Origin of the sequence: Arthrobacter sp. UYCu712 (genome assembly GCF_040547005.1) — a bacterium.
GTDB lineage: Bacteria > Actinomycetota > Actinomycetes > Actinomycetales > Micrococcaceae > Arthrobacter.
Map to the genome: position 1 here is coordinate 12,182 of NZ_JBEPOZ010000012.1, position 23,838 is coordinate 36,019.

The following is a 23,838-nucleotide window of genomic DNA, read 5'->3' on the forward strand; positions in this document are numbered from 1 at the left end:
ATCGGTATTGATCAACAACTTCGGCGCTTTCGGAGACGGCTAAATCCGACGACGCGTTTCAATCACGATCCCGCCTTCGACGAAAGTGAGTCCATCTCCATGGGCAACGAAACAGAAGGATTTTCAGACCCGCTGATACATGTCACCGTTGATGGCCCGGCCACGGAGGACGTCCGCGTGGCGTCCGCGGCCACGATCCGTCCCATGCGCGACGGCGACTGGCCGGCCGTGCAACGGATCTACCGTGAAGGCATCGCCACCGGCCACGCCACATTCGAAGCAGAGGCGCCCGACTGGGAAAGGTTCAACACCTCGAGACTGCCCCGCCACCGGCTCGCCGCCGAAACCGCAGACGGCAGGATCCTTGGCTGGGCTGCCGTCTCCCCCGTCTCGACCCGCCCCGCATACTCGGGCGTGGTCGAACACTCTGTCTACGTCGCAGCCGTTGCACGCGGGCAAGGCCTGGGCACAGCGCTGCTGCGGGCCTTGGCAGACTCCACAGAGGGTGACGGGATCTGGACCATCCAGGCCAGTGTCTTCCCCGAAAACGAAGCCAGCCTCAGACTCCACCTCGCCAACGGCTACGTCGTCGTCGGGCGCAGACGCCGCATCGCCCGCATGACCCACGGTCCGCTCACCGGGAAGTGGCGCCACACCATACTGATTGAGCGCCGCTCCCCCATCATCTGAACGGCCACGTTGCCGGACCTACCTCAAATGACCGGCGAATACTGAATTCCCCCTGGCCGACAAATGCTCCGGCCCGTCCCGTCGCGACCCATTATGGAGCCATGCGCAGCGGCTCGAGGACATCCAAGCCTGAAGAAGGTTACTGCACGGCGTGGAACCAACCACTGCGGACATCCTGGCGGATACAGGCAGGCCCACACGCCCTTGACACCTGGTTGGGTAGCGCCACGGTTGCGGATCATCGCCGCCGGAACAACGGAGTCCGGCGAACCAATGGAGAAAGTGCCTAGTTTTCGGATAAATGGTCATCCACACCCTGCTTACGATGGTCCACGTCCTCAGCCCTTCCGAAACCGGTCGACGTAGCGTTGGCCGCCGACCTGAACGCCGGAACCCGAGCCTTTGGCGTCATCAATTTGCGGGGGCTAATGGTACGGTCTTCATCCACAACAAGCACTCACGGACCATCTGGACCACGCTCGCGGCCAATACTTAGCAGGAGGACCGGGGCGCATGGTGAGCCACTGGGACCCCGACGAATGCTTCGATGTTCGCCGTGATCCCGCCGAACGGCGAGTCGGTCCCGGAAGTGCTCACGCCACCGTAGGCCGCATCGGCTTCGCCCAAGACGGTTTGTTGGCTGACGGGGACCCTCCGTGAGAATCGAGACGGATCCCCCTTAAAAAAATATACAGACTGGTCTATTATCCTCGTATGTCTTCGCTTTCCTCGAAGGGCAGCGCTACCCGGCAGCGGCTGACCGGATCGATGCTCCAGCTCATCCAGACCAAGGGCTACCATGGTGCCGGGCTCACCGCGGTGCTGGAACACTCGGCTGCGCCCAAGGGGTCCCTGTACTTCCACTTTCCCGGGGGCAAGACGGAACTGGGGAGCGCGGCAGTCTCACTGGCCGCCGAGCAGTTCAGGTCATCGATCGCGGATGCCATGGCGGTGAGCAGGTCCTTCGAAGAACTGGTCGACGTCGTGATCAGCGGGCTCGCGGGCCTTCTTGTGAGCAGTGACTACCGGGCAGGCTGCCCGGTCGCAGCCGTCACCCTCGACGCCGGAGCCGAGGACGAGCAGCTTCGTGCGGCGTGCAGTGATGCCTACGCATCGTGGGTCGCAACCTTTCACGCCTACCTGGTGTCATCCGCCGGCGACACGGATGACACCCGCAGCCTCGCCACCTCGGCGGTCTGCCTCATCGAAGGTGCGCTGGTAGTTTGCCGCGCACAAAGGACCACGGAACCGCTCGTGTCGGCTTCACGGACCCTCAAGGGTCTGCTCGGTCCGATCCTTGAGCAGGGAGGGGCGCAGTGAGCGCGTCTCGGATGGCACTCGTCTTCGGAGCGAACGGTTTCATTGGCCGCTGGCTCGTGCGCGAACTCCTGCTGCAGGGCCTCGCGGTCGTGGCCGCCTTGCGAAGCGCAGGATCCCACGCCCACCTGGCCTCGTGGCTCTCGGACCACGGCGCGGGGCAGCCCTTCGATCATGTCGTCGTCGATTTCGACGACGACAGCCTGGGCCTCGACCCGGTCGGCCCGGTACTCGCCGGAGTTACCGAGGTCTACAACGTTGCAGGTTCCTACCGTTTCGGGATGACCCCCGATCAGGCACGGGCGGCCAATGTTGGATCCTCCGAGCGGATTGTGGTTCTCGCCTCACGGCTGCCGTCACTGGGCCGCCTGGTGCACCTGTCCGGCTACCGTGTGGGCGGCCAGGACCCAGCCGATGTCCCCTGGCCGGCCGAACGGGTGCGCTCCGAGTACTCGCGGCTGGGTGCTTATGAGGCATCCAAGGTCGAGTCGGACGCGGTGGTCCAAGCGACTGCGTCCAGGCTTGGGGTTCCGTGGACCATCGTTAATCCGGCCACCGTGATCGGGGACTCGGTCACCGGCGAGTCTGAGCAGATACTCGGCCTCGCCGGCACCATCCGAGACCTCTGGAACGGCGATCTCGCAGCCTTGCCGGGAGCAGAAGACACCTTCGTTCCCGTCGTGACCGTGGACTATCTCGCCGCGTTCATGGCGTTGATCCCGATCGCAGCCGACACACTGGGGCGCTCCTATTGGCCACTGGACGATTCAACACCGGCGCTACCGGTCATGCTGTCGATGCTCGCTGACCATCTGGGAGTCCGGACACCACGACTGCGCATACCGATCCGACTCCTGCGCGCGCTTCCCTCATGGATCACCCGGGCCCACCCCGAAACGCTGAGTTTCCTGTCGACGGAGCGGTACCCAACCTCCTCGGCCGACCACCTCGCGGAACGCCACGGACTGCACCACTCTGATGTCACCGCCTCCCTCACGCGCTGGGCCGACCACCTCGTCACCCACCGCTTTGGCGCGATTCCCGGCTCGGGACCGGTGAGAGGATTCACGCGCGAGTCCGGCATCCGGACACTGTCCGTCGGGGATTCCGGGGCCTGCACAATCATCCTGCCCGGGCTGCCCGTCAATGCCGACACCTGGTCCGAAACCGCCGCCCTGGTCGACGGCAGGGCAGTCGACTTGCCGGGACTGGGCGCCAGTTCAGGAACGCCGGATGATTGGCACCATTGGCTCGACGCTGTGATCGGCGGCCGAACGGGCATTCACCTCGTGGGCCATTCCGTGGGTTCCGCGCTGGCGCTGCAATACGCGTCTGAGCATTCCGACGCCGTCGCGCGTCTCTGGCTGGTCTCGCCCCACTTTCTCCAGACGCGGGCAGCTCTCCCCCAACGACTGGTCCCGCTCACCCGGCTCTATCTCAGGAGGGTCTCAGCGGCGCGGCTCGCAGGAATTCTCACCGGGAACGGGGACCGGACGGAGCAGCTCGAGTCGAGCGCCGCAGATCTCCGCCGCGCGAGTGCCCCGACCGCCGCGCGGCTCCTGCGCCGGGCGTCCAACCCGGCCCAGCGCGCGGACCTGGCTCGGCTGCTCGCCAACTATCCAGGCCAGATGCACCTGATCGTCGGGTCAGAGGATCCCCTGCTCATGGACAGGAAGAACGCCGCCGTGACGGGGCGTAATGGGCATCCGGTGCCCGTCCATGTGATCGATGGCGCCGGCCACCACCCTCAATTGACGCATCCCGATGCTGTGGCGCGGCTCATCGGCGTCGCCCCGGGGCGTCAATAGGCGCGGACCTCTCGTCGCCCCCGAAGATCTCTGGGGCATCGACAGCGTCCCGGTCAAGCAGGACCTCAGTCCGGCAACGTCGACGTGGGATTCCGGAAGCGCAGGTTGCTGGTCCCCGCGGCCCCTGCTGGAGATCAGTGGAGCGCAAGGACCAGATAGAGGAGCGCTAGGGCCAGCGTGGTGGGGGTCATGATGAGGCGTTCGGGCTTGCTGCGGGAAATCCCGTTCATGAAGACTCCGAGCACGAAGTATGCCGTCATCACCCACATGGTGACCGCAGTAAAGGATTCGCTGACCAAGACCGGGACCAAACCAGCCTTGGCCAGCGCTGCATAGGCAAAAAGGGCATACACGGCTATGGACAGGGCGCTCCCGATTCTCAGTTTGGCAGGGAGGACGCGGTGCTGTCCGCCCCACGCCGCTCTTCCCAGCGGAGCCCCGGCGATAAGCGCGCCCTGGAAGATGGTCAGGCCGGCCAGAAGTGCGCAGGCGAGTGTTGCGAAAAGCTGATCCAACGGCATCTAAATCCATCCTCTTGTCTAGTGCCAAGCACTTTATGGGGCGCGTTTCTTCCCGGGCCTGTGGTCGCTCTCCGTGATGCCGCCCCTCTGGGCCGTTTCCCTGCCTCGAAAGTGAGCGTGGCGTGAGCGCGGAATGAAGGCCGGCTAAGAGCCACCCGGGCAGCGGGGAAGACGGCATTGTGACCACGACCTTGCCGAAGTGCCGGCCATTTTCCAGGTGCTCGAGTGCCTCGTGGATCTTGTCCACTGTGTATGTCGAGTCGACCAAGGGCCGGACATCGCCGCGATCTTCACCAGCACTTCACCGGGCCCTGGTGCCGGCATCGGCAGCTGGCGTGGTGAGATCTTTTCGACCCCGTCACCGCGGGTGGTCCAGGCAGTCATGGGGCCGGCATGCCCGCATATCGCGGGCATGCTATTCACGGCCCTGGGACACGAAGCTGGGGTCCGCCGAGCGGGAGCCGACGACGGCGTCCGCGGCGGCGTCGAGCGTCTTCAGCTGCGCTGCGGTAAACTCGAGCGCCAGGGCGCCCAGGTTTTCGTCGATCCGGTCCGCCTTGCGCGTGCCGGGGATGGGGACCACAGGCAGCCCCAGCTGCCGGCCCTGTACGAAGAGCCAGGCCAGCGCTACCTGCGCGGGCGTTGCCTCCAGCTCGGCGGCGACCGATTGCAGGGCCGCGACCACCCCCTGATTGGTGTCCAGGGCCGCCTCGGCAAACCGCGGGATGGTGCGGCGGAAGTCGTTGCTGCCCAGCGTCGAGGCGTCCACGGTGCCGGTGAGGAATCCCCGGCCCAGCGGCGAATAGGGCACAAAACCCACCCCGAGTTCGGCGGCGGCGGGAACCACATTGCGTTCCACGTCGCGGCTCCAGATGGACCATTCGCTCTGGACCGCGGCGATCGGGTGGATGCTGCTGGCCTCCCGCAGCTCCTCGGCCGTCACCTCTGACAGGCCCAGATGCCGCACCTTGCCGGCCTGCACCAGCCCCGCCATGGCCTCCACGGTTTCCACTATCGGAACGCGGAGGTCACGGCGGTGCATGTAGTACAGGTCGATCGAGTCGGTGCCCAGCCGCTGCAGGCTGCGGTCCACCGCCTGTTTCACGTAGGCGGCGTCGCCCCTGACTTCGCGGCGGCCCTCAGCCGGCCCGTCGACGAGGCCGAACTTGGTGGCCAGCTGGACTTCGCCGCGGCGTTCCTTGAGCAGCCGGGCAATCAGCTCCTCGTTGCTGCCGCCGCCGTAGATGTCCGCCGTGTCGATGAAGCTCACCCCGGCATCCACCGCGTGATGCAGGGTCCGCAAGGCCTCGGCCGGATCCACCTCACCGTACACCGGGGTCAGGGCCATGCCGCCGAACCCCAGGGGGCTGACCGTGAGGCCGTCGCCAAGATGGACTGTTGTTGCTTTATTCATGGGTTTCCCGTTCCTTCTGAATGCGGATGTCTCAGGCCTTCCCGGTCTTAACGTCACCGGCAAGGACAAACCCGCCGAGGCACCCGGCGGCCGTAGAACAATCTCAATGTCTTCCTGCCCAGCGGGCACGCCGCCGGCCATCCGCAGGCGGAAGCCGGCTGGAGGTGTTGATTATCATTGCCCGTAGATCCGGGCCAGCGCGCGTTTCGCCGCGGTGTACGGCTCGGCCGAGCCGGTGAGGAGCGAACGCGCATTGGCCGCCTCCAGGAATGCCGTCGTCTCGAACACCAGTTGGTTCACGTCCGCGCCGGGGAGTTCTCCGGTGTCGGCTGCGGTCTGGATCTGGGAGCCCAGCAAGGAATGCCATTCCAGAAGCGCCTTCACAACCGCTTCCCTCACCGGGCCGGATTTGGAATCCAACTCCGTGCCGGCGGCCGAGAAGAAGCAACCGCCGGTAAAGACCCGGTCACGGCTGTAGGAAAGCCAGCCGTCCAGAAGGACCCGAAGTCTTGCCAGACCGGGTGCGGTCCTAAGGGAGGGCGCCACGACCGCGGCGATGAAAACTTCCCGCGCCGCCTCGACCGTCGCGATTTGAAGCTGCTCCTTCGAACCGAACAGCACAGCCACCCCGCTCTTACTAAGCCCTGCCCGGGAGGCCAGGCCCCCGATCGAAAGACCCTCGAGCCCTTCGACTGAGGCCATGTTCACCGCCTCATCGAGAACAATTTTTCTCGATTTCAGCCCCCTGGCCGTTCTGCCATCCATACTGACCCTCTCTTCGTGCACTAACACCAATCATACTGTACGATCGTCCGTATAGTTACGAACTCGCCCCCCATCCCTCGTTGAAATTCAAGATTCAAAGGAAGACCCATGCAGACAACCCTGACGCATATCGGCACCGCAACGATGCTCGTTGAATTTGGTGGCCTCACGTTCCTCACCGATCCGGTGTTCGACCCCGCCCCCACTGAGTACGTATCGGGGCCGGTGGTTCTGCGGAGCACCACTGAGCCGGCCATAGCCGCAAGCGACCTTCCTCCATTTGACGCCGTGCTGCTCAGTCACGACGAACACCCGGACAATCTCGACGAGGCCGGCAGGAGGCTGCTGGAGGGAAAGCCCGTGATGACCACCGAAAGCGGTGCGGGTCGGCTGGGCGGCCAAGCAGTTGGCATCGCCCCCTGGAGCAGTCACACGCTCACAGTGGGAGAGAAATCCGTGATCATCACAGCGACGCCCGCCCATCATGGTCCGGCCGGTGACGTGGTTGGATTCATCCTCCGGGTCCCCGGGGAAGAGAAGGTCCTCTACATTTCCGGCGACACCACGTACGAAAGCGATCTTGATCAAATCGGGGAAAAATTCTCGATCGGAGTAGCGGCGCTGCATCTCGGCGCGGCAAAGTTCGCCATACTCGGGGACCAGATGATCAGCATGGACAGCGCGAACGCAGCGAAGTTCACTGCCTCCCTCGGCGCCCACACGGTGGTGCCGATCCATTTCTCCTCGTGGGAACACTTCACCGAAACGGAAGACGAGATCGCGGCCTCCTTTGCCGAAGCCGGCCTGACTGACCGCCTGAAATGGCTTACCCCGGGGGTGCCGCGGGTCCTTGAGATCTAACCACCAGAGCCGCGAAGGGATCCAACCTCGTAACCACCACGGCAGCGGTGACACCAGTGACTTCTGCTAAGACCCTCCGCCTGCCGGCCCTACGGGAGACCGGCAGGCACCTGCCAACTGAACCCGCCACACCTACGGATGAAACAGAGAAACAGAGATCACCATGGATTCAGCGAAGAATCTCCCCGTTGCTGTGATCGGCGCCGGCCCCATCGGCCAGACCGCCGCGGGCGCCGTCATCGAGCAGTGGCGCCACATCAGGCTGTTCTCCCCGCGAAACTGGAGGATGCAATGAGCGAGACCCATAAGGCGGTTCTTCAGGTCACGGCCACAGACCGCGTCAACATGGACTCCGTCCTTGGTCAGGCAGAGCAAAGGCTAAGGGATCGAGCCCTCAAGATGCGGAGGGGCGGCATCCTCATCACCAGGGAAAGCATGTCGTCGTTTTCACTCGAGATCACCGACGAGGTCCCGTTCGGTATTACCGTGGAGCGCCAAAGGTGGTCGCCCTAAAAGTTCGGAATCCTGCCCGGGCGTTCCGCATCCCGGGCTCCGGGCCAGGTAACCCGACGACTCCACGACCCGACGGATGCCCCAATGTGCACTCCTGTGCAATCGCTGCGAGCACTAGCAGAAAAACAGAGGCCGCCTTTCCAAGGCCATTGGTGTCATGTACCATTGCACATATGATGTGACATAGCCCACACGGGCAATGTTTACCTAGTCCACACATGGAAGATCGCTATGACCCTTTCAGAAATCGCGAACGCCACGCTCGCCCCCCGTACCGGCATCAGGCTGGACAATATCTCAAAGCGTTATGGCGACCACGTCGTCCTTGACGATGTCTCCCTGCACGTCGAGCCCGGGACGGTAACGGCGCTCATTGGCCCCTCCGGCGCAGGAAAGAGCACATTCCTTCGGTGCATCAACCTCCTGGAACGGCCTGACTCCGGCACCATTCAGGTGGGCGAGCACACCATTCAGCCGGGTCACGATGTCAACGCCCGGGACCTTGCCGCGCTGCGGCGCACGGTCGGCATGGTTTTTCAGTCCTTCAACCTCTTTCCGCACATGTCCACGCTGAAGAACATCAGCTTTCCGCAGCAGAAGGTTCTCGGCCGCAGTAAGGAAGAGGCCGATGAGCGTTCGATGCAGTTGCTCGAGCGGGTAGGCCTGACGGAGAAGGCGGCCCAGCACCCCGGCCGGTGCTCGGGAGGTCAGCAGCAGCGCATTGCCATCGCGCGGGCTCTGGCCCTGGACCCGGGCATCATGCTCTTCGATGAACCGACTTCAGCCCTCGACCCCGAGGTGGGTCTCGAGGTCCTGGCCGTGATGCGCGAGCTGGCAGCAGATGGGATGACGATGATCGTTGTAACCCACGAGATGCAGTTCGCCCGTGACGTCTCGGACACGCTTGTCGTGATGGCCGACTGCAAGATCATTGAGCAAGGCGATCCGAGTGCCATCATGAGAGACCCGCAGGAAGCCCGGACCCGCCGCTTCCTGCGTGCCGTGCTGGAGCGCTGACATGGAGGCGCTCTCCGCTCTCCTGCAGGGGCTGCCCATGACCCTGGGTCTGACGCTGTCGGCGTTTGCCATTGGTATTGTCGGGGCCGTTCCCCTCGCCATCTGCCTGTCATCGTCAAACTTCGCGGTGAGGCTGGTCTCCCGGTTCTTCGTTGACCTTGTGCGGGGAGTTCCAATCATCGTGTGGCTGTTCCTACTCAAGTTCGGCATCCAGATCGGCACGTTCAAGTTCAACCCGGTCGGCGCGGCCATCGTCGGCCTCGGTATCGTCTCCGTGGCCTACCTCGCCGAGATCCTTCGCGGCGGTCTGCAGTCTGTTCCCCGTGGTCAGGGCGAGGCGTCACACGCCTTGGGGCTGGCCCCGACCGCCACGTTCTACGGTGTGCTGGCCCCGCAGGCTTTCCGTATCGTATCCCCGTCCATCGCGACCTACCTGACCGGCCTGCTCAAGGATTCCTCGATCGCGTCGACGATCATCGTTGCCGAGATGGTTTTCCAGTCCCAGGCCTTCGCACGGCAGCACCCAACGGTCGAGGGGATCCTGCCCTACATCATCGTGGGCGTCCTCTACATCGTCCTTAGCCTGCCGGTCGCCTACCTCTCCCGTCGACTCGATTCCCGCATGAGGAAGGCGATCTACGTATGACCTGGCTTACAGAATGGGCGGGCTATCTCCCGCAGATGATGTCCGGCCTCGGCGTCAGCCTCATGATCGCAGGCATCTCAATCCTCTTCGGCCATCCGCTGGGTCTGGGCCTCAGCCTCATGGTGAACGCCGAGAATCTGGCCATCCGTACTCTCGGACTCGCCGTCGTCGAGATTGGCCGCGGCGCACCGGCCCTGGTGATTCTCTACCTCGTCTACTACGGCCTGCCGAAGTTCGGGATCGCATTCGAAAGCATCACAGCCGCCTGCCTCGCCCTCACGTGGAACTCGGCTGCGTACTCGAGCGAAATCATGCGAGCCGGCTTCCAGTCCGTGGCCCGCGGACAGAGAGAGGCATCCAATGCCCTGGGTCTGTCGCAGCGCGTCACCTTCTTCCGGGTCATCATGCCGCAAGGCATGCGGTCAGCAATCCCCGGACTGATGGGCGTCGCGATCCAGGTCTTCCAAGGCACGTCGCTGGCCTACGGCATCGCCGTCCCTGAATTGATGAAGACCGCCTACAACATCGGCAGCCAGGACTTCAACTACCTGCAAATTTTCACCCTTGCAGGCCTCTGCTACGCCGTCATCTCGATGCCGGCAACGTGGATCACCGTCTTCTTCGAGAAGCGGCTGGCCCGCCACACCTGACCGTTCCACCCAACACACTCGGCACCATCCCCAACATACCCAGGAGAAGACATGAAACCGCACCCACTCAAGACTGCCGGCATACTTACTGCCACCGCGATCACCCTCGGCCTCGCACTGACGGCGTGCGGCGGATCCTCGGAAGCCAGCACAACGTCGTGCACACCCCAGCATTCCGGAATCCAGACCGTCGCCCCGGGCAAGCTTACGGTGGGCGTTATCGATATCCCGCCCTTCAGCAGCTACAACAGCGGCCAACCCAACGGGATCGACATCGCAATCATCAACAAGATCGCTAAGGATGAGTGCCTCGAACCGGCCTACCAGCAGGCCACTTACGCGGATGCCGTCCAGTCCATTTCCGGTGGCAACATCGATCTGGCTGTCGGTACGATCGACGCAACAGAGAAGCGACTCAAGGCCGTTGACTTCTCCGCCTCCACCTATCTGGACGGCATGGGCATAGCCTCGAAGACCGGCGCCACCACTGTTACGGATCTCGAGAAGATGAACAAGGTGGGCACGGTCGACGGCTACCTGTGGGTTGAGGACCTCAAGAAGATCCTGGGCGATAAGCTTGCCACCTACCCCAGCAGTGTTGAGCTAAAGGCCGACTTCGATGCCGGCCGACTCGATGCGGACATCGACGCTTATGGCGTTCAGGTGCTCCAGTTCAAGGGCGCGGCCGGAGTCAATGTTGCGCTGTCGAATGACAAGCCCGACCCGCGGGTGGGGGCAATCGCCCACGCACCGGAGGCTGCGTTCCCGATGACCAAGGGCAACACGAGCCTGCGCGAAGCGCTGGACGCCGGCATTTCGGCACAGCGCGCCGACGGCACGATCACCAAGCTCCTGACCGACGCCGGCCTGTCCGAGGGGCTCGGGAAGGTTGCCGCTAAGCAGTACGTGGTCCCAGCAAGCTAACGCCGCGGACCGACGCAAGGTGCCGGGCTTCGGCCCGGCACCAATTTTAAACTGCATGTGCAATGTCACATGGTAGATTAGCTGTGAGGAAGCTCACGGCAAGAAATAACGGCGCCGTGTGTGCCCACGAAAGGACATCATCATGACGGAATCCCGCAAGCCCTGGCACGGCGTACTTGTCGCAACGGCCCTGCCTTTCCATGACGATCTGAGCATCGACTACGACGCCTATGCCGAACATATCCGGTTTCTGGCCAATGCAGGCTGCGACGGTGTGGCCCCCAACGGCTCCCTGGGCGAATACCAGACCCTGAGCGAGGAAGAGCGCGCCCGCGTGATCACGACGGCGGTCGAGGCAGCGCCGGAGGGTTTCACCGTCATGGCAGGTATTGGCGCCTACGGGGGGCTGCAGACTCAGAAGTGGGCGGAGCAGGCCGCCGCGGCCGGAGCCGGCGCGCTGATGCTGCTACCTCCGAACGCATATCGGGCGAATGATGACGAGGTGGTGGACCACTACCGCCGCGCCGCCGCCATCGGGCTGCCAATCGTGGCGTACAACAACCCCATCGACACCAAGGTGGACCTGACCCCCCAGCTCATCGCCCGTCTTCACGGTGAAGGCCTCATTGTCGGTGTCAAGGAATTCACCGGCGATGTACGCCGTGCCTACGAAATCAAGGAACTTGCCCCCGAGGTCGACCTGCTCATCGGTACGGACGACACCGTGGTCGAGATGGGCCTGGCTGGCGCCGTCGGCTGGGTGGCCGGCTATCCCAACGCCATTCCGGAGTCCACCGTCGAGCTCTACCGGCTCTCCACCTCCGGCGACGTTGCCGATCTAGAGCGCGCCCGTGAAATCTACCGCGATCTGCACTCGCTGCTGCGCTGGGACAGCAAGACGGAATTCGTCCAGTCCATCAAGCTGTCCATGGACGTCGTGGGCCTGCGCGGCGGTGCCTGCCGGCCTCCGCGCGGACCACTCACCGCAGCGGTCCGCGACGCCGTCGTCCGTGACACCGAGGCAGCCCTCGCCAAGGGCTACAAGTAACGCTCAGGCCCGAGCCAGATTCGCGGCCAAGCTGCCTTCCCGGTGCGGCGCCACGCGCCGCACCGGGAACCGACACCATAGGAACCAAAGGAGAACCCGATGAGGACCAATCGCATTTTCCACGCCGTGGACTCGCATACCGAGGGAATGCCAACGCGCGTCATCACGGGCGGCATCGGGACGATCCCCGGAGCCACCATGGCGGAGCGCAGGCTGTGGTTCATGGAACACAGCGACTGGATTCGCACCCTCCTCATGACCGAGCCCAGGGGCCACGCTTCGATGAGCGGAGCCATCCTCCAGCCGTCCACACGGCCGGACGCGGACTTCGGAGTCCTCTTCATTGAAGTGTCCGGGCTTCTGCCCATGTGCGGGCATGGCACCATAGGCGTCGCGACCGTGCTGGTGGAGACCGGAATGGTCGAGGTGGTCGAGCCAGTCACCACGGTGCGGCTGGACACGCCGGCTGGCCTTGTGATCGCCGAGGTATCAGTCGAGGACGGAAGGGCGGCATCGGTCACGCTGCACAACGTTCCATCCTTTGTGGACCGGCTCGATGCCAAGGTGGAAGTCCCAGGTTTCGGCACCGTTGCCTATGATCTGGCCTTTGGAGGAAACTTCTACGCCTTCGTAGACCTTGACAGCCTCGGACTGCCTTTTGAGCGCGCGCGCAAGGATGACCTGCTCGTGGCCGGCCTTGCGATCATGGACGCCATTAATGCGGCGGACGAGCCTGTGCACCCCGAGCGTGCCGATATCCGCGGTTGCCACCACGTCTATCTCCAGGCTCCCGGCTCCACTGCAGAACACTCGCGTCACGCCATGGCCATCCATCCGGGCTGGTTCGACCGCTCTCCATGCGGCACAGGAACCAGCGCCAGGATGGCTCAGCTGCACGCCCGTGGTGAGCTCGCTCTGGGCGCTGACTTCATCAACGAGTCCTACATCGGTTCCCACTTCACTGGCCGACTGCTCAGGGAGACAACAGTGGCCGGCCGACCCGCAGTCGTCCCCACCGTGACAGGCAGGGCCTGGCTGACCGGAACGGCGCAGTACTTCCTCGATCCCACCGATCCGTTCCCCGCCGGGTTCCTACTGTGAGCCTTCCCTACTTTGATGCGGCAGCGGTGCGCCGGGCCGCTCCGTGGACAACAGTGATCGCCGCCCTGGAGCGGGCCCTGAGGGATGGCGTGAATCCGGAGGAAGACAGCCCGAGGCTCTTCAGCCCTGCCCCGGGCGGGGAGTTTTTGCTCATGCCGGCGGTCGGCCGCAGTTTCAGCGGCATCAAAGCCCTCACCGTAGCGACGGGCAACCCTGCGCGCGGACTGGAAAAAATCCAAGGCGTCTTTCTCCTCATCGACTCCGACACCCTGGCGCCCCTGGCCGTGATGGACGGCAATGAACTCACCGCAATCCGCACGCCTGCCACCACGCTTCTGGCTGTAAAGCACATCCTGGCGGCCGCGCACGGGGGCGCACCCGAGGCTCCCCGTGTGCTCGTTTTCGGCGCCGGAATCCAGGCACTCAACCATATCCGCGCAGCGCACGCCGTCATCCCTGATGCAAACTTTTCAGTCGTCGGCCAACGCCCCGAGCGCACGCAGACGCTCATCGCACAGCTGGCCACCGAAGGCATCGAGGTCCGTCCGGGCACCGTCGCGGAGGTGCCCGCCGCGGACCTCGTACTCTGCACGACCTCTTCGCGCACGCCGCTCTTCGACGGCAACCAGGTCGCCCCCGGAGCCGTGGTCGCCGCAGTGGGCCAGCACGGACTGGACGCACGCGAAGTGGACGCCGCGCTCGTGCGCCGCAGCGACGTCGTCGTGGAAGGTCGCGCCTCGGCCTGGCGCGAGGCCGGGGACCTCATCCCGGCCCGAACCGCCCAGGAATGGGAAGCCATCCATCCCGCCAACCTTCAAGACCTCATCACCGGACGGTTCAACCGCACGCCCGGCCACCCCTGCCTGTACGCCGGTGTTGGCATGGCATGGGAAGACCTCGTCACCGCTGCCTTGGTGTATGAAAGAGGCAGCACGCCATGAAGACCGCACAAGGAGTTCCCACAGTGTCAGTAAACAACGAACTCCCCATAGCGCCCCTCGGCCGCCAGTACAGCCTGCGCGAGTCCGTCACCGAGTCCCTGCGCACCGCCATCATTGCCGGCACACTCAAGGAAGGCACCTTGTACTCGGCGCCCGCCCTGGCCGCGGCCTTCGGCGTCTCGGCCACCCCCGTGCGGGAAGCCATGATGGACCTGACCCGCGAGGGTCTGGTCGAGACGATGAAGAACAAGGGATTCCGCATCACCAGCATGAGCGATCGTGAGCTCGACGAGCTCTCAGAGATCCGGCTACTCCTTGAGCCTCCAATGATGGCTGACATTGCCGGTACCATCCCACCCTCAGGCATCACCACACTTCGCTCGATGGCCGACGCCATCGTCAACGCCGCGCGCGAGGGGGACCTGGCCGCATACCTGGCTGCTGACCGCGATTTCCATGCCGAGCTTCTGCGCTACACCGGCAACAACCAGCTCGTCGAGCTCGCAACCAGTCTGCGTGCGCGCACGCGGATGTACGGTCTCAAAACTCTGAGCGAGAGCGACCGCCTGGCCGACTCGGCCCAAGAACACCACGAACTGCTCGACCTCATTGAATCCGGCGACGGTCCGGGGGCACGCGAGCTCATGCGACGCCACATCGGCCACGCCCGCGGTCTCTGGGCCACCGGCGAGAACGAAGAACCAAACCAGGAGCAAAAGCCATGAAAGCAGGCTGCGACGTGCTCGTCATCGGTGCCGGAGTCATCGGCGCGGCCACCGCGTACTTCGCCACACAACAGGGCCTGGCCGTCACCGTCCTGGACAAAGGCCTGCCGGCCAGCGGGACATCCTCCGCATGCGAGGGAAACATCCTCGTGTCGGACAAGGAACTTGGCCCCGAACTCGAACTGACGCGTTACTCCCTCGGGGTATGGCATGGAGACCTCAGCGAACACAAGAAGCTCTGGGAGTTTGAATCCAAGGGCGGGATCATAGTGGCCTCCAAAGAAAGCAGCCTCGCCTCCCTGCACCGCATCATGACCATCCAGACCGGCTACGGCGTCGCCGTCGAGGAGCTGGACCGCGACGCACTCCGGGAAGCCGAACCACATATCTCACCGGCGGCCCTTGGTGGGGCCAGCTACCCCGAGGACTGCCAGGTCCAGCCGATGCTCGCAGCGACCCACCTCGTTAGGCTCGCAGCCGAAGCTGGGGCCCGCTTCCTGGCCGAGACGCCCGTGACGGGTTTCCTGCGCAGCGGCGGCCGCGTCACCGGTGTGCGCACCCCACGCGGAGACTTCTCCGCCGGTGCCGTCGTTAACTGCACCGGCACATGGGCCGGTGAACTCGCCGCACTGGCTGGCGTCAACGTTCCGGTCCTGCCCAGACGGGGCTTTGTTCTGGTCACCGAACCGCTCCCCCCGATGGTCCACCATAAGGTCTACGCGGCAGAATACATCGACAACGTCGGCAGTTCAGATGCTGGCCTGCAGGCCTCTCCGGTGGTGGAGAGCACGCCCGGAGGAACCATCCTGATTGGCTCGACGCGGGAGCGCGTCGGCTTTGACCGCTCGGTGAGCACCAGCGCACTACGCTTGCTGGCCCGCAACGCGACCGCCCTCTTCCCTTTTCTCGGCGACGTCAAGGCAATCCGCCACTACCACGGCTTCCGCCCATATTGCCCGGACCACCTGCCGGTGATCGGCCACGATGAGCGCGCCCCGGGGCTCTGGCACGCAGCCGGGCACGAGGGCGCCGGCATCGGCCTGTCCGCCGGAACCGGCAAGCTCCTGGCCCAAGCCCTCGCCGGCCAATCCCCCGATCTGGACCTTTCCCCCTTCGCACCGGCCCGCTTCGGCTCGCCGGCTGACCCCACCGCCGCACATCACGAGGAGGCTACCGCATGAGCACCCAGGCACAGGGCGCGGCAGAGACGCCCGGAAGGCCCGCCGGTGCGTGTCCGGACATCACTCGGCGCAGCAGCGCATCTGATGCAGTAACCGTCAGCTTCGACGGCCGTCCACTCGAGGCTGCACCTGGCCAAAGCGTCGGCGCAGCCCTGGCGGCCAACGGCATCACTGCCTGGCGGAGCACCCGCATGGGAGCGCGGCCGCGCGGACTATTCTGCGGAATCGGTGTGTGCTTCGACTGCTTGATCACGGTCAACGGGGCGGAAAACCAGCGTGCATGCCTCGTTGAAGTAAGTAATGGCATGAAGATTGACGGCTCGTACCCCCAAGCCGAGGGAGGCCGACCGTGAGCCCTAACGAGGTGGGCAGCACCGTGAAAGCTGACGTAGCCGTCGTGGGCGCCGGACCCGCCGGTCTGGCCGCGGCAGTAGCTGCCGCCGAGGCGGGGTCGCTGGTTGCAGTTGTGGACGCCGGTGCGCAGCCCGGCGGACAGTTCTGGCGCCATCGCCCCGAGACCGTAGTGCCGGAACCAGACGGTGCCGGACACCACGGCTGGCGCAGCTACCTTGAGCTCCGTGCCCGCTTCGACACAGCACGCCGCCGTGGGCGCATCATCTATCTTCCCGGTCTCCAGGTCTGGATGCCGGAAAAGAACGGCACCGGCTTCACCTTGCACACGACACCGACCGTGGCCCGGGCACGACCCGAACACCCTGCGGTCCCCGGCGCAGGTCGGGCCGTCATCGCGCCCCGCCTGGTGCTGTGCCCGGGAGGCTACGACCGGCAGCTGCCGGTCCCCGGCTGGGAGCTGCCGGGGGTCATGGCCGCCGGAGGCATCCAGGCCTTCCTGAAAGGAAACGGAACACTGCCTGGCCGAAGATTCGTGATCGCCGGCACCGGTCCATTCCTGCTCCCGGTAGCGGCCGGAATCGCGGAAGCCGGGGGCCGGGTCCTTGCCGTACTCGAGTCATCGTCCGTGACAGCATGGCTGCCGCATCTAGGTGCGGCCGCCATGGTTCCCGAGAAGGCCCTGGAAGGGGCCGAATATGCCACAGTCTTCGCCCGGCACCGGATCCCTTACCGGACCCGCAGCATTGTCACCGAGATTCTCGGCGAGGACCGTACCTCAGGGGTGCGGACGGCCAAAGTCGATGCCGACGGCCGGACCCGCCCCGGCACCGAAGGCATCTACGATGACGTCGATGTCGTCGGCTTCGGCTGGGGCTTCACCCCCCAGATGGAACTGCCCGTAGCCCTAGGGGCCGGTACCAGGCTCGACGCCGACGGTTCCCTTGTTGGCCTCGTCGATGAGAATCAGGAATCCAGTATCCCCGGCCTGTTTCTGGCCGGTGAGGTCACCGGCGTCGGAGGGGCAGTTCTGGCCGTAATTGAGGGTCTCACGGCAGGCGCGGCGGCAGCGCGGGAATCCGGCTCTGGGGCCTCCGTCAAACCATCCCCCGCCGCACGGCATCGACGTTTCGCACAGGCCATGCACCGGGCTCACCCGGTGCCCGCCGCTTGGCAGGAATGGCTCCAACCCGACACTACTGTGTGCCGGTGCGAGGAGGTCACGGCCGGCGAGATCAGAAAGGCCCGGGAAACCCTTCAAGCCCGCGACGGCCGCAGCCTAAAATCCGTCACCCGCGCCGGCATGGGCTGGTGCCAGGGCAGGGTCTGCGGTTTCGCCGCAGCCTGCCTCGGGGCCGGGCCAGGTGCTCCGGCCTCCGCCCAGTCCCTGAATGACGCCGCCAGGCGACCGGTCGGCGCGCCCGTCAGCATTGGTGAACTTGCCTCCCTCGAAACTGCAGACAGCTGGACTCAGGCCACTGACCCCGTCCCGAAAGGACTCCACACATGACCGCGATCGCCGCCATTTCGTCCACAACTGATGCCGAACTTGAGTCGTTCCTCGCCGCCGCGCACAGGGCCGCCGGGCCGCTCGCGGCCTTGCGCCCGGCCGAGCGCGCCGCCCTGCTCGACCATTTGGCAGACGCCCTCGACTCGGCGGCGGACCAGCTGATCCCGGTCGCCGAACGCGAGACCAACCTGCCCGAGGCCCGGCTCCGGGGCGAGCTGAAACGCACCACATTCCAACTGCGCCTCTTCGGAGAAGTCCTGCGCGATGGCGCCTATCTAGACGCCCGCATCGACCACGCCGACGCCGACTGGCCCATGGGCGCACCCCGTCCAGACCTGCGCCGCATATTGGTGCCTCTGGGCCCCGTTGTCGTGTTCGCGGCCAGCAACTTTCCCTTCGCGTTTTCGGTTGCAGGCGGTGACACCGCTTCTGCCCTTGCCGCGGGCAGTCCGGTGCTGCTCAAGGCCCATTCCGGGCACCCGGTCCTCTCCCGGATGACCGGCGAGGTAGTTACAGCGGCCCTCAGCGCGGCCGGCGCACCAGAGGGCGCCTTCGCCCTCGTCACCGGTACCGCTGCGGGCTCCGCTGCGTTGCGGGACGCCCGAGTCAAAGCCGGAGCGTTTACCGGCTCCATCCCCGGCGGCCGGGCACTCTTCGACATTGCCTACTCCCGGCCCGAACCGATCCCCTTCTTCGGTGAACTGGGCAGCAACAACCCGGCATTCGTCACCAGGGCCGCAGCGGCAGAGCGTTGCACGCAGATCGCCGAAGGGTTCCTTGCATCTGTCACCCTTGGGGCCGGTCAGTTCTGCACCAAACCCGGCATGCTCTTCGTGCCCGCCGGCTCGGGCGTCGTGGAGGCCTTGCGTAATGCCACCGTGCCGCCAGCCGCCGCACTGCTCAACGAACGGATCCAATCCGGCTACACCGCGGTGCTTTCTGCTCTGCGGACCAACCCCCGCGTCGAGGTCCTGATCCAGGGCGAGGCGCCACTGGCCACACCGCCCAGCCCCACTGTCCTGCTCACCACGGCCGCGGACGTGCTTGCTGAGCCGCAAACACTCCAGACAGAATGCTTCGGCCCGGCGGCCGTCGTGGTGACATACGACGACGAGTCCCAACTTCCGGAACTTGCCCAGACCTTCGAGGGGCAGTTGACCGCCACCATCCAGGGCACCGAATCCTGCAATGTCGGAGACCTGGTCGAGGTCCTCGCCAGCAAGGCCGGGCGCGTGGTCTGGAACCAGTGGCCGACAGGAGTCTCGGTCACGTACGCCCAACACCACGGTGGGCCCTACCCTGCCACGACTTCTGTTGCCAGTACCTCTGTCGGCACCGCCGCGATCGACCGCTTCCTCCGACCCGTCGCGTACCAGGGCTTCCCGCAGCACCTGCTACCCGACGCCCTCCGGGAGGACAACCCACTCGGGCTGGCACGCCTCGTGGACGGCCGCCGGATCGGCTAGCCACACCAAACCACAACAATGCCTTGCAAGGCGGACTCGGCAGCCTTTCACATCGGGCGACCATACGGGCCAAAGGGATGACCCCGAAGAAACACCGGCGCGGAGCGGCTCTCCCCCTCTGCATGAGCATCACGAAAAGGAACTGAGCTGATGGCATCCTCAAGCTGGCTGAATGCCGTTGTCTCACAGCTTGCTCGCTGGAGACGGCAGCCGGTGAGCCCGGAACAAGTGGTCCTTGGGCGGCGACTCTATGGCGATGACCCTTTCTGGTGGATACTCGCCGGCGGCATTCATGTTGACGGATTCGGCGCGTATAGGGGAAAGCAGCACGGCAATGAATTGTCAGTCGATTGCGGTCATCTACCAGTTAACACAAAGACGATCGATTAATAGGACGGTCGGGCAGCTTTCCAGTGGGCGTCGGGACTGTCGAGGATCGCGCGGTTCGGCTCGGACCTCCGCTGCTCAAAAACCGTCCGCACAGGCAGTCTCAGAACGAAAAATTGTCCGGGATTACTCGGACTATGAGAATACTGGGGCAGTCATCGGGCATGCCGAAGTTTCCACCGCAGAACAGAACCTCGATCTGCGGCTCACAGCCCTCAAGGCCGCCGGCGCAGCCCAGACCTTTGCTGACAACGGAGTCCGCGGGTCTCCGGTGGAACGTATCCAGCTTCCAAGGCCCTGGACCGTGGCAAGGCGCCGTTCCTGTTCGCCAACGGGGCAGCTGACCATTCTGAAACCCCAAGTACGCCACGACGGGCGGGGTCATGACGGACATCCCTGTCATAACCGGCCACACGCCGTTGCCCAAGAAGCAGATGTGCCCGCGGTTAGCTCTTACCGAAGACCAAACACACGTTCTGGCCACCGAATCCGAATGAATTGGAGATGGCCGCGTTTTGTGTGCCGTGACGCGTCGCCATGGCGACGTCCAGCCCGATCTTCGGGTCGACATTTCCATCGTAGAGATTGCGTGTGGGGGGGATAACATCCTGCGCAATGCTTCGGACCGTCAAGATGGCCTCGACGGCTCCGGCGGCTCCGAAGAGGTGGCCCAAGGAAGCCTTGGGCGCGGTCACAACTGCGGCGTCACCAAAAACGGTCCTGATCGCCTTTGCTTCCGCTAAGTCACCGAGAGATGTGCCGGTAGCGTGCGCGTTAATGTGCCCTATATCTGCTGTGCTCATGCCTGCATCCTTGAGAGCCTTATGGATGGCGGTGATCTGACCCGCCCCGTCATCCGCCGGTGCAGTCATATGGAACGCGTCAGAGGCGATACCCACCCCCCGGAGGACCGCATGGACGACAGCACCGCGGGCCTTGGCATGCTGGGCGCTTTCCAGCACCAGAATGCCGGCACCCTCCCCCAGAACGAAACCGTCGCGGTCGGCCGCAAATGGACGCGATGCTGAGCCCGGGTCAGCGGTACGTGTTGATAGCGCACGGGTCTGGAGAAATGCTGCGACGGTAATCGGGGTGATGGCGGCCTCAGCACCGCCAGCTATGACCACGTCAGCTTCGCCGGAGCGAATCAGCCGGGTTGCCTGGACCAGCGCTTCCGCGCCCGAGGAACACGCCGAGACGGGCGTATACGAACCTGCCTTGGCGCCATAGCGAATGCTCAAAGCCGCAGCCGGACCATTAGCCATCAGCATTGGCACGGTTCGTGGTGAAACCCGGCGCAGGCCCCGGCTCTCAAAAACGTCGTCCTCCCGGAGCAGCGTCCCAATCCCTCCAACACCGGTCCCCACAACCACGGCCAGCCGGGTGCCATCGACCTCAGGAGTGCCAGCATCTGCCCAAGCCTCCTCCGCCGCAACCATGGCAGCCTGCTGAACGCGGTCCAACCGCTTCGCTTCCACGGGGCTAAGGGACATTGCCGGGTCTGCCGCCATCGGAGCGGCGATCGTAACCGGAAGCCCACTACCCTGCAGAAAGTCCATGCCGACGTCCCGGATCCCGGAACCTCCAGCCAGGAGTGACTGCCACGTCGTGGCCACGTTCCCGCCCAAAGGCGTAAAAGCCCCCACCCCCGTCACCGCAATATCTGTTGCATCCACAGCAATCACTCCATCCAGTTGAATATCTTGTATGGCATACAAGATATCGCTTTAGTTGTATGAAGTACAATTTTTGTATGGCGGCTGAACGCAACAGAAAACTTCGCCCGGAGGGACCATCTCAGGCCCGGGGACATTCAACCCGGCAAAGAATCCTTGACAGTGCCGAGAAGCTCTACCTTTCCAAACCAACAGGTGACGTCAGCGTGGCGGCCATCGCAGCCGCCGCTGGCGCTTTCCCCAACCAAGTGACCTACTATTTCGGCTCAAAGGACTCGCTCTTTATCCACGCAGCTTTCCTGGCCCTGCTCCACGACGCCGAGCGCGTTGAAGCCGTCGGGCTCACAGTGAAAAGTCCGTCATCATTCCGCAGCGCCATGGCTCGGACCGTGCTGATTCTGCCCGCCATGCCACTCGTTGTCCGCGCCTTGGCAGTGGGAACCTCACGTCCGGACCTTGCGACAGTCGTCGACCAGCACCTGAACTTACTGTTTCGCCAGTCAGAGCGGTACCTCGCCCGCCTATTGAGGCAACGAAACTGGGAAATCCGACGTCCCCTGCCGGTCGAAACCAGGACCTTTTGGAGCGCAGCATTCGGAGCAACACTCCTTTCCCAGGCTGGCGTTACAGGAAACGGCAATGACCTCGATCTTGCAGGAACTTTGACTGTAAGAAGTGATGAGAGCGATCCCATCACCCCCTGAGACCAGGCGGACAATGCCGCCGGAGACGATGTAGCAGGTGAAGCCGTGGGATTCGAGATACCGGACCAGTTCGATCATGGGCTGGAAGATGGCCACCAGCCGTGGCTGCACGGCCAGCGTTAAACGCTGGGTGACATCGTGGGACAACAGTGTCCACACCTCCGCCTCGACGGTGCAGATGGACCACACGGTTCCGGTTCATGAACCCTGGGGATCCGGGGAAGGGTGCTGGTCCCAGGCGCGTCGCCTGGCCTTCTACGACGACATCGGCGACACCCGCACCCTCAGCGCCCAGACGTCCGCTCTCACCTCCTCAAAGCAGGCCAGCGGGCCGGAGGCGTGGATGCCGCCGAAGAACCGCTGCGCGTACATCGGCCAGTGGGTGGCGGTGACGATCCGCTGGGGCCTTCGCGTTGACAGCACGGAGAAGGCGGCACTTGTCCGCTACGCAGACTCCTGCCCCAACGTCACCCTCACGGTTACCAACGCCTGATCGTCAGACGCCCTCCCCCGCACTCCCCTATGTCTACCCACGCCTACTAAACGGCACCAACTGTGCGGCATTCCATGGGCATCCGCCTGCCCATCGACAGCCGATATCAACTGGCTGTCGAACAGCGGTCGGGCGGCCTTATCGCTTAGGAGTGGGCGTCGTCGTAGGCGTTCTTGATGTCCTGGCTGATACGCCCGCGGGAGCTGGGGCTGTACCCGTTGGCCATCGCCCACTCCCGGCCGTTCTGGGTATCTTCGCTTCCGCTCGAGCCGGCGCGTACGCGCCGGCTCCCCGAAGCGCCGCGGACGCGCCGGCCGCCGGAGACGAACCGGGCAAACGCCTCGCGCAGTTCGGCTGCGTTCCCGGCTGACAGGTCTATTTCGTATTCGACGCCGTCGAGGGCGAATCGGATGGTTTCCTGTGCATCCTCGCCGGAAAGGTCATCAATCAACTGGACATGGGATTTTACGGGCCAACAGGGGGTCCTTCGTTTGTGGTTCACGCTGTCGTCTCCCCCAAAGCCAACTCCAGCCTCGTCCTCAACACTATTTCACTTCCACCATCGTTGAGACCGCAGACCAACCATCAGGTACTGGCGGCGGGATCGCCGTGGACGGGTGTCAGCCTGGCCCCGTAGAACCTCACGGCAAGGTATCAGGAAATGCCACATCAGACCCCCGCCTGACGCCCGCGGGCAAGATCACCTGACATCCGGTTGGGTATGCCCTAGGCTGACGATATTTGAGTCGGAGTCGGCCTTAAACCATGATGTGCAATTGTGAGTTCCTAGGGAACCGCAGCGTGCCCCTGGGCCAGCGCACTCTCCGGTCGGGCCGCCTCGCCCTGAGGCCCTGCCTGCGCGCTCCACGGTGCAGGACGACCTGTCGGGCGGCGGCCGGAAGCGAACTGGATTGAATGCATGCATGAAAGAAAGCTTGCATTCAAGCCTGCTCGCTTTCCACAAAGCATGCATTCATGCATGAAGGAAAGCCTGCAAGCATGCAGGCAGTCTCTCCTGGCGTCCCATGCCCGCAAGCTCGAATGCATGCTGTCATTCCAGCTTGCCTTCATGCATGAATGAAAGCCCCCGCCGTGCAAGACGACCGACCGGGCAAGCAAGCTTTCATGC

General features: G+C 64.4%; 25 protein-coding genes and 1 pseudogene. 20 read left to right on the top strand and 6 right to left on the bottom strand.

Going from position 1 to position 23,838, the window contains the following annotated elements; translation table 11 throughout:
- Window positions 1-204 precede the first annotated feature (204 nt).
- From ABIB51_RS13055 to ABIB51_RS13065, 3 genes are all read left to right on the top strand, one after another.
- Window positions 205-690 carry a GNAT family N-acetyltransferase gene (locus tag ABIB51_RS13055; protein ID WP_354188836.1) on the top strand — a complete coding sequence of 162 codons (486 nt, stop codon included), beginning with the start codon at window positions 205-207 and terminating at the stop codon, window positions 688-690.
- A gap of 714 nt (window positions 691-1,404) precedes the next feature.
- Window positions 1,405-2,010, top strand: a complete 606-nt coding sequence (locus ABIB51_RS13060) for a TetR/AcrR family transcriptional regulator (RefSeq protein ID WP_354188646.1) — start codon at window positions 1,405-1,407, stop codon at window positions 2,008-2,010.
- Entirely contained in the window at window positions 2,007-3,815 is a 1,809-nt protein-coding gene (locus ABIB51_RS13065) for an alpha/beta fold hydrolase (RefSeq protein ID WP_354188648.1), read from the top strand. Before ABIB51_RS13060 ends, ABIB51_RS13065 begins: the two co-directional genes overlap by 4 nt.
- A 134-nt stretch (window positions 3,816-3,949) precedes the next feature.
- Here ABIB51_RS13065 and ABIB51_RS13070 read toward each other — a convergent pair whose 3' ends face one another.
- The 4 genes and pseudogenes from ABIB51_RS13070 to ABIB51_RS13085 all read right to left on the bottom strand — a co-directional run bounded on the left by ABIB51_RS13070 (window position 3,950) and on the right by ABIB51_RS13085 (window position 6,515).
- Window positions 3,950-4,336, bottom strand: a complete 387-nt coding sequence (locus tag ABIB51_RS13070; protein WP_354188650.1) for a hypothetical protein — start codon at window positions 4,334-4,336, stop codon at window positions 3,950-3,952.
- A 193-nt stretch (window positions 4,337-4,529) separates the two neighbouring features.
- Window positions 4,530-4,613 (bottom strand): annotated as a pseudogene (locus ABIB51_RS13075) (hypothetical protein); the annotation flags it as partial.
- A gap of 138 nt (window positions 4,614-4,751) precedes the next feature.
- A complete protein-coding gene (locus ABIB51_RS13080; RefSeq protein ID WP_354188652.1) occupies window positions 4,752-5,750 on the bottom strand; it encodes an aldo/keto reductase in 999 nt (332 codons plus the stop codon).
- Window positions 5,751-5,924: 174 nt separating this feature from the next.
- Window positions 5,925-6,515, bottom strand: a complete 591-nt coding sequence (locus tag ABIB51_RS13085) for a TetR/AcrR family transcriptional regulator (RefSeq protein WP_354188654.1) — start codon at window positions 6,513-6,515, stop codon at window positions 5,925-5,927.
- Between the two features lie 108 nt (window positions 6,516-6,623).
- Between ABIB51_RS13085 and ABIB51_RS13090 the strand changes: the two genes are divergently transcribed.
- From ABIB51_RS13090 to ABIB51_RS13160, 15 genes are all read left to right on the top strand, one after another.
- A complete protein-coding gene (locus ABIB51_RS13090) occupies window positions 6,624-7,376 on the top strand; it encodes an MBL fold metallo-hydrolase (RefSeq protein WP_354188656.1) in 753 nt (250 codons plus the stop codon).
- Between the two features lie 163 nt (window positions 7,377-7,539).
- Window positions 7,540-7,671: a hypothetical protein gene (locus ABIB51_RS13095; RefSeq protein ID WP_354188658.1), complete on the top strand. Its 132-nt coding sequence runs from the start codon at window positions 7,540-7,542 to the stop codon at window positions 7,669-7,671.
- Window positions 7,668-7,889: a hypothetical protein gene (locus ABIB51_RS13100; RefSeq protein WP_354188660.1), complete on the top strand. Its 222-nt coding sequence runs from the start codon at window positions 7,668-7,670 to the stop codon at window positions 7,887-7,889. Before ABIB51_RS13095 ends, ABIB51_RS13100 begins: the two co-directional genes overlap by 4 nt.
- A gap of 231 nt (window positions 7,890-8,120) precedes the next feature.
- Window positions 8,121-8,906, top strand: coding sequence for an amino acid ABC transporter ATP-binding protein (locus tag ABIB51_RS13105; RefSeq protein WP_354188662.1), 786 nt, complete (start codon window positions 8,121-8,123; stop codon window positions 8,904-8,906).
- Between the two features lies 1 nt (window position 8,907).
- Window positions 8,908-9,552 (top strand): amino acid ABC transporter permease, encoded by a 645-nt coding sequence (locus ABIB51_RS13110; RefSeq protein WP_354188664.1) that lies wholly within the window; start codon window positions 8,908-8,910, stop codon window positions 9,550-9,552.
- Window positions 9,549-10,202: an amino acid ABC transporter permease gene (locus tag ABIB51_RS13115; protein ID WP_354188666.1), complete on the top strand. Its 654-nt coding sequence runs from the start codon at window positions 9,549-9,551 to the stop codon at window positions 10,200-10,202. The genes ABIB51_RS13110 and ABIB51_RS13115 overlap by 4 nt, the downstream gene beginning before the upstream one ends.
- Window positions 10,203-10,253: 51 nt before the next feature.
- Window positions 10,254-11,126 carry a substrate-binding periplasmic protein gene (locus tag ABIB51_RS13120; protein WP_354188668.1) on the top strand — a complete coding sequence of 291 codons (873 nt, stop codon included), beginning with the start codon at window positions 10,254-10,256 and terminating at the stop codon, window positions 11,124-11,126.
- Window positions 11,127-11,268: 142 nt separating this feature from the next.
- Window positions 11,269-12,174 (top strand): dihydrodipicolinate synthase family protein, encoded by a 906-nt coding sequence (locus ABIB51_RS13125; protein WP_354188670.1) that lies wholly within the window; start codon window positions 11,269-11,271, stop codon window positions 12,172-12,174.
- A gap of 99 nt (window positions 12,175-12,273) precedes the next feature.
- The gene (locus ABIB51_RS13130; protein WP_354188672.1) at window positions 12,274-13,275 is read left to right on the top strand and encodes a proline racemase family protein; all 1,002 of its coding nucleotides are present in this window, start codon (window positions 12,274-12,276) and stop codon (window positions 13,273-13,275) included.
- On the top strand, window positions 13,272-14,216 hold the full coding sequence (locus ABIB51_RS13135; RefSeq protein ID WP_354188674.1) for an ornithine cyclodeaminase family protein: 945 nt from the start codon (window positions 13,272-13,274) through the stop codon (window positions 14,214-14,216). The genes ABIB51_RS13130 and ABIB51_RS13135 overlap by 4 nt, the downstream gene beginning before the upstream one ends.
- A gap of 23 nt (window positions 14,217-14,239) precedes the next feature.
- Entirely contained in the window at window positions 14,240-14,941 is a 702-nt protein-coding gene (locus ABIB51_RS13140) for a GntR family transcriptional regulator (protein WP_354188676.1), read from the top strand.
- Window positions 14,938-16,122, top strand: coding sequence for an NAD(P)/FAD-dependent oxidoreductase (locus ABIB51_RS13145; RefSeq protein WP_354188678.1), 1,185 nt, complete (start codon window positions 14,938-14,940; stop codon window positions 16,120-16,122). The genes ABIB51_RS13140 and ABIB51_RS13145 overlap by 4 nt, the downstream gene beginning before the upstream one ends.
- The gene (locus tag ABIB51_RS13150; protein ID WP_354188680.1) at window positions 16,119-16,475 is read left to right on the top strand and encodes a (2Fe-2S)-binding protein; all 357 of its coding nucleotides are present in this window, start codon (window positions 16,119-16,121) and stop codon (window positions 16,473-16,475) included. The genes ABIB51_RS13145 and ABIB51_RS13150 overlap by 4 nt, the downstream gene beginning before the upstream one ends.
- The gene (locus ABIB51_RS13155; protein WP_354188682.1) at window positions 16,472-17,983 is read left to right on the top strand and encodes an FAD-dependent oxidoreductase; all 1,512 of its coding nucleotides are present in this window, start codon (window positions 16,472-16,474) and stop codon (window positions 17,981-17,983) included. The genes ABIB51_RS13150 and ABIB51_RS13155 overlap by 4 nt, the downstream gene beginning before the upstream one ends.
- On the top strand, window positions 17,980-19,449 hold the full coding sequence (locus tag ABIB51_RS13160; RefSeq protein ID WP_354188684.1) for an aldehyde dehydrogenase (NADP(+)): 1,470 nt from the start codon (window positions 17,980-17,982) through the stop codon (window positions 19,447-19,449). The genes ABIB51_RS13155 and ABIB51_RS13160 overlap by 4 nt, the downstream gene beginning before the upstream one ends.
- Window positions 19,450-20,282: 833 nt before the next feature.
- Here ABIB51_RS13160 and ABIB51_RS13165 read toward each other — a convergent pair.
- Complete coding sequence (locus ABIB51_RS13165) at window positions 20,283-21,512, bottom strand: beta-ketoacyl-[acyl-carrier-protein] synthase family protein (protein ID WP_354188838.1); 1,230 nt, start codon at window positions 21,510-21,512, stop codon at window positions 20,283-20,285.
- A 77-nt stretch (window positions 21,513-21,589) separates the two neighbouring features.
- Here ABIB51_RS13165 and ABIB51_RS13170 point away from each other — a divergent pair, with 77 nt between their 5' ends.
- Together ABIB51_RS13170 and ABIB51_RS13175 are read left to right on the top strand one after the other, a co-directional pair.
- The gene (locus tag ABIB51_RS13170; RefSeq protein WP_354188686.1) at window positions 21,590-22,216 is read left to right on the top strand and encodes a TetR/AcrR family transcriptional regulator C-terminal domain-containing protein; all 627 of its coding nucleotides are present in this window, start codon (window positions 21,590-21,592) and stop codon (window positions 22,214-22,216) included.
- A 76-nt stretch (window positions 22,217-22,292) separates the two neighbouring features.
- Window positions 22,293-22,709: a hypothetical protein gene (locus ABIB51_RS13175; RefSeq protein WP_354188688.1), complete on the top strand. Its 417-nt coding sequence runs from the start codon at window positions 22,293-22,295 to the stop codon at window positions 22,707-22,709.
- 145 nt (window positions 22,710-22,854) lie between these two features.
- Here ABIB51_RS13175 and ABIB51_RS13180 read toward each other — a convergent pair whose 3' ends face one another.
- Complete coding sequence (locus tag ABIB51_RS13180) at window positions 22,855-23,160, bottom strand: histone-like nucleoid-structuring protein Lsr2 (RefSeq protein ID WP_502916129.1); 306 nt, start codon at window positions 23,158-23,160, stop codon at window positions 22,855-22,857.
- Between the last annotated feature and the right edge of the window lie 678 nt (window positions 23,161-23,838).

Bases quoted from the DNA above. Each gene is read 5' to 3' on its own strand.
- ABIB51_RS13055 (WP_354188836.1), top strand. From the start codon at position 205: ATGCGCGACGGCGACTGGCCGGCCGTGCAACGGATCTACCGTGAAGGC.
- ABIB51_RS13060 (WP_354188646.1), top strand. From the start codon at position 1,405: ATGTCTTCGCTTTCCTCGAAGGGCAGCGCTACCCGGCAGCGGCTGACC.
- ABIB51_RS13070 (WP_354188650.1), bottom strand. From the start codon at position 4,336: ATGCCGTTGGATCAGCTTTTCGCAACACTCGCCTGCGCACTTCTGGCC.
- ABIB51_RS13080 (WP_354188652.1), bottom strand. From the start codon at position 5,750: ATGAATAAAGCAACAACAGTCCATCTTGGCGACGGCCTCACGGTCAGC.
- ABIB51_RS13085 (WP_354188654.1), bottom strand. From the start codon at position 6,515: ATGGATGGCAGAACGGCCAGGGGGCTGAAATCGAGAAAAATTGTTCTC.
- ABIB51_RS13090 (WP_354188656.1), top strand. From the start codon at position 6,624: ATGCAGACAACCCTGACGCATATCGGCACCGCAACGATGCTCGTTGAA.
- ABIB51_RS13095 (WP_354188658.1), top strand. From the start codon at position 7,540: ATGGATTCAGCGAAGAATCTCCCCGTTGCTGTGATCGGCGCCGGCCCC.
- ABIB51_RS13100 (WP_354188660.1), top strand. From the start codon at position 7,668: ATGAGCGAGACCCATAAGGCGGTTCTTCAGGTCACGGCCACAGACCGC.
- ABIB51_RS13105 (WP_354188662.1), top strand. From the start codon at position 8,121: ATGACCCTTTCAGAAATCGCGAACGCCACGCTCGCCCCCCGTACCGGC.
- ABIB51_RS13110 (WP_354188664.1), top strand. From the start codon at position 8,908: ATGGAGGCGCTCTCCGCTCTCCTGCAGGGGCTGCCCATGACCCTGGGT.
- ABIB51_RS13115 (WP_354188666.1), top strand. From the start codon at position 9,549: ATGACCTGGCTTACAGAATGGGCGGGCTATCTCCCGCAGATGATGTCC.
- ABIB51_RS13120 (WP_354188668.1), top strand. From the start codon at position 10,254: ATGAAACCGCACCCACTCAAGACTGCCGGCATACTTACTGCCACCGCG.
- ABIB51_RS13125 (WP_354188670.1), top strand. From the start codon at position 11,269: ATGACGGAATCCCGCAAGCCCTGGCACGGCGTACTTGTCGCAACGGCC.
- ABIB51_RS13130 (WP_354188672.1), top strand. From the start codon at position 12,274: ATGAGGACCAATCGCATTTTCCACGCCGTGGACTCGCATACCGAGGGA.
- ABIB51_RS13145 (WP_354188678.1), top strand. From the start codon at position 14,938: ATGAAAGCAGGCTGCGACGTGCTCGTCATCGGTGCCGGAGTCATCGGC.
- ABIB51_RS13150 (WP_354188680.1), top strand. From the start codon at position 16,119: ATGAGCACCCAGGCACAGGGCGCGGCAGAGACGCCCGGAAGGCCCGCC.
- ABIB51_RS13160 (WP_354188684.1), top strand. From the start codon at position 17,980: ATGACCGCGATCGCCGCCATTTCGTCCACAACTGATGCCGAACTTGAG.
- ABIB51_RS13170 (WP_354188686.1), top strand. From the start codon at position 21,590: ATGGCGGCTGAACGCAACAGAAAACTTCGCCCGGAGGGACCATCTCAG.
- ABIB51_RS13175 (WP_354188688.1), top strand. From the start codon at position 22,293: ATGGGCTGGAAGATGGCCACCAGCCGTGGCTGCACGGCCAGCGTTAAA.